Source organism: Chryseobacterium sp. 2TAF14 (assembly GCF_052115105.1).
Taxonomy (GTDB): domain Bacteria; phylum Bacteroidota; class Bacteroidia; order Flavobacteriales; family Weeksellaceae; genus Chryseobacterium.
Map to the genome: position 1 here is coordinate 1 of NZ_JBFRGA010000225.1, position 3,769 is coordinate 3,769.

The following is a 3,769-nucleotide window of genomic DNA, read 5'->3' on the forward strand; positions in this document are numbered from 1 at the left end:
GGATAATAAGGTGGTAATCACCCTTCGGATAATAAGGTGGTAATCACCCTTCTCAACGTAGAAGAAGAATCTACCTTGAAAAACAGATCAAGGTACAATAAGGTTCTCATAAGCGAAAACCCGACTCAGTACGACATGAAATTGGAGAGTCAGCCGGCGTATTTAAACTTATATGTGATGATCTCTGCCAACAGGGTAACTTATGTAAATGCTTTGGCAAATATTTCTAAAGTAATCGAAGTGTTTCAGACCAATAATGTGTTAGAATATAATGATCCCAATGAAAACACAGAGAATGATTTTAAATTCAGGATCGAGCTGCACTCTGTTCCTTTCGACCAGCTAAGTTACATCTGGGGATTATTGGGCGGAAAAGTAATGCCTTCTGTTTTATATAAAATTAGTGTCATAAAAATCGTGGCTAAAGACGAAACCTCAGTTGAATTAATTAATGATATTAATATAGAAAGCATTAAAGTTAATTAACCAAAAAAACAAAAACTAATAACCATTTTTTCAAATTATTAAACCATGCCAAATCCAACAACACCCGGTGTTTCAATTGAAGAAATTACAAAACTTCCTTATTCAGTTGCGCTACCAGATACCGCTATGCCAGTATTTATTGGGTATACCGAGCTAATTCCTGATGATTATGATATTAATGATAACAATAATGACAAGCTTAGAATCAACTCTCTTTTGGAATATGAAGATAAGTTTGGAAAAGCAAAAAAAGAAAATATCCGTCTAAAAGATACTAAAGACAAAGGCTTAACTCTTGTAACGCCGGAAGTAGAATTTTTAATGTACTATTCTTTACAGATGTATTTTGCCAATGGCGGCGGTCCGTGTTATATTGTTTCCGTAGCAACTTATGATACAACTTTGGCGGGAGTACAGCTATCTTCACTAAAAAACGGGCTTGATAAGATAGAAACTTTAAAAGCTATTAAAGATCCGGTTCTTATTGTTTTCCCCGAGGCGGTATCGCTAACCGAGCCCAATTTTTACGACCTTTACAATTATACCATAGGAAAGCTGGAAACCAAAAACAGGTTTGCCATTTTAGATATTTATGAAGAAAACTCTGTAATCCAATCTGATAACCTTAATACCATTGAATCTTTTAGGGCTAAAGTAAATACAACGAATCATGCAGCAGCTTATTTTCCACATTTAAAAACAATTCTGAATTATAATTTTGATGAAGAGCAAGCAGTAATAACACATACCGGTCTGCAGGAAACAGTTCAGGACAGCGCCAGTTTTTATACAGGCGAAATTGCTGCGCTGGACGAATTAAAAAATCTGGCTATCGAAGAAATTTCCGGTGGATCTGCAGATGGTTTTGTACTCGCAGATTTATTAGGTCAGGCTATTGCAATTGCAGAAGAAGTAAACGAAACCGCCGATGTCAAAACGGCTTTAACAGAAGCGATCACCGAATCAAAAATAGTTTTAAATGCCATTTATGACGGTACAATAGACGATTTTATCATGCCTGAAGATTCAGGTGAGAGTACACCTTTGTTTAGCGAGGAGTTCGATGCATTAAAAACAGCAATTCTGAATACAGAAGATAAAACAGGAAACGCAAATGGTTTAACATTGAAAGCCTTACAAGCTTCAGATTCTTTACTTTATAATCAAATAAAAGACGCAATAAAATCTTTACATATTGTTTTGCCGCCATCATCAGCAATCGCAGGATTATACGGAAGAATAGACAATACAAGAGGCGTGTGGAAAGCTCCTGCAAACGTAAGTCTTAATTATGTAATTGCACCTACAGAAAAAATTTCAGATCAGGAACAGTCTGACCTCAACATCCATGATTCCGGAAAATCGATCAATGCAATCAGGGCTTTCACCGGAAAAGGTAATTTGGTTTGGGGAGCCAGAACTCTTGACGGAAAAGACAAAAAAAGCGATGAAAAAGACAACGAATGGAAGTATGTGCATGTGCGTCGCTATTACAATATGATTAAACAATCGATAGGCGAAGCACTCGGAAAATTTATTAACGAACCCAATATTCCCCACACTTGGTTACGCGCAAAAACCATGCTGGAAAATTTTCTAAACCAGCAATGGATGGACGGTGCTTTGGCAGGCAGCACTCCGAAAGAAGCTTACGAAGTAAAAGTTTACGGAAGCAAAGATCCTGTTACCCATGTTATTACCAATACGATGATCGTAGAAATCAAAGTAGCATTGGTACGCCCTGCAGAGTTTATCATACTCAATTTCTCACACAAATTACAACAATCTTAAAACACAATCGATCACGATTCAACATTCGGAGTTTTTACTTCGAGGAATAATTAATATTAATTTAAATTTTTAAAAAATGAATTACAAAACCCCTGGAGTCTATGTGGAGGAGCTGGCAAAATTTCCGCCTTCCGTAGCGCAAGTTGAAACAGCTATTCCCGCATTCATTGGGTACACCGCTGATGGACCAAAAAACAAACCAACAAGAATCTCTTCAATGTTGGAATACGAAACTCTTTTCGGAAAAGCAAACCCCGAAACCTTTGCTGTAGCATTCAAAGACGGCGTTGCAACAGCTACACAGCCTAAAGTAAGCGATTTTAAAATGTACTACGCGATGCAAATGTATTTTGCAAACGGCGGTGGTRCTTGTTATATCGTTTCTGTAGGAGCAGAAAATGTTTATTACTCAGCGGTTAGTGTAAGTGAATTGCAGGCTGGTCTTGACTTGTTAAAAAAAGAAGATGAGCCTACGTTGGTGATTTTCCCTGATCTTCAAGGTTTGGTTCCTACTGCTTCAGATATTTCTGTTGCAGAAGATGCTTCTCAAGTTGCAGAAGATAATAAGGAGATCGCAATTGCCGCTGAAAATGCCGCTAAAGCTGTTCAAACTGCTGTTAATGATGAAGATGTTGTAGCAGATGCTGTTGCCGCTGCTGTTGCTGTCGCTGCTACTTATGTTGTAACTGATGCAAATAATCTTATTCAAGTAGCCGCTAATAAAGCTGCTCAAGCTGTTGTAGCTGCTGCTCAAACTGCTGGTAACAACATTTTTAGTGTTAAAAATGCTGCTCAAGCTGTTGCCGCTACTTTTACTGCAATTTCTACTACTGCTCAAACTGCTGCTGAAGCTGCTGCCAATTATGCTGCTGACCTTTCTGGTATTAATGATGTTGATGTAACTGCTGTTTATTCTTTATATAACAGCGCTTTGAATCAGGCAGAATTGATGAAGGACAGATTTGTAATTATGGATGTTCTTAGAGATGAAGCTACTTTTAGAAATAAAGTATCTTCAACGGGTCTAAAATATGGAGCGGCTTATCATCCAAAATTGAAAACAGTTTTGAATTATGATTTCAATGAAGCTGAGGTTTTAGTTACAGGTACGTTTGGTATTGCAAGTTTAGCAGAACTGAAAACTTCAAATTCAGAATTTTATAATCTGGCTAAAAAAGCTATTGAATCTAAATCTGTAGTATTGGCTCCATCATCTGCAATGGCAGGAGTTTATGCTAAAGTAGATTCTACTTCCGGAGTATGGAAATCGCCGGCAAATCTTGGACTGAACTTCGTAGTAGCACCAACAGTAAAAATCTCTGACAGAGAGCAAGATTCGCTTAATGTACATCCTGCAACCGGAAAATCAATCAACGCAATCAGAACTTTTGTAGGAAAAGGAACTTTGGTTTGGGGAGCAAGAACGTTAGACGGAAACAGCAATGAGTGGAGATACATTTCAGTACGTCGTTTCTTCAACATGGTGGAAGAA

General features: G+C 37.7%; 3 protein-coding genes. All 3 read left to right on the plus strand.

Features of this window, described 5'->3' with window-relative positions:
• The first annotated feature begins 36 nt into the window (after window positions 1-36).
• The gene (locus tag AB4Y90_RS16385) at window positions 37-486 is read left to right on the plus strand and encodes a DUF4255 domain-containing protein (protein ID WP_441558643.1); all 450 of its coding nucleotides are present in this window, start codon (window positions 37-39) and stop codon (window positions 484-486) included.
• 45 nt (window positions 487-531) lie between these two features.
• Window positions 532-2,277, plus strand: a complete 1,746-nt coding sequence (locus tag AB4Y90_RS16390) for a phage tail sheath family protein (protein ID WP_441558644.1) — start codon at window positions 532-534, stop codon at window positions 2,275-2,277.
• 76 nt (window positions 2,278-2,353) lie between these two features.
• Window positions 2,354-3,769, plus strand: a 1,416-nt coding sequence (locus tag AB4Y90_RS16395) for a hypothetical protein (protein ID WP_441558645.1), incomplete at its 3' end; no start/stop codon positions are given.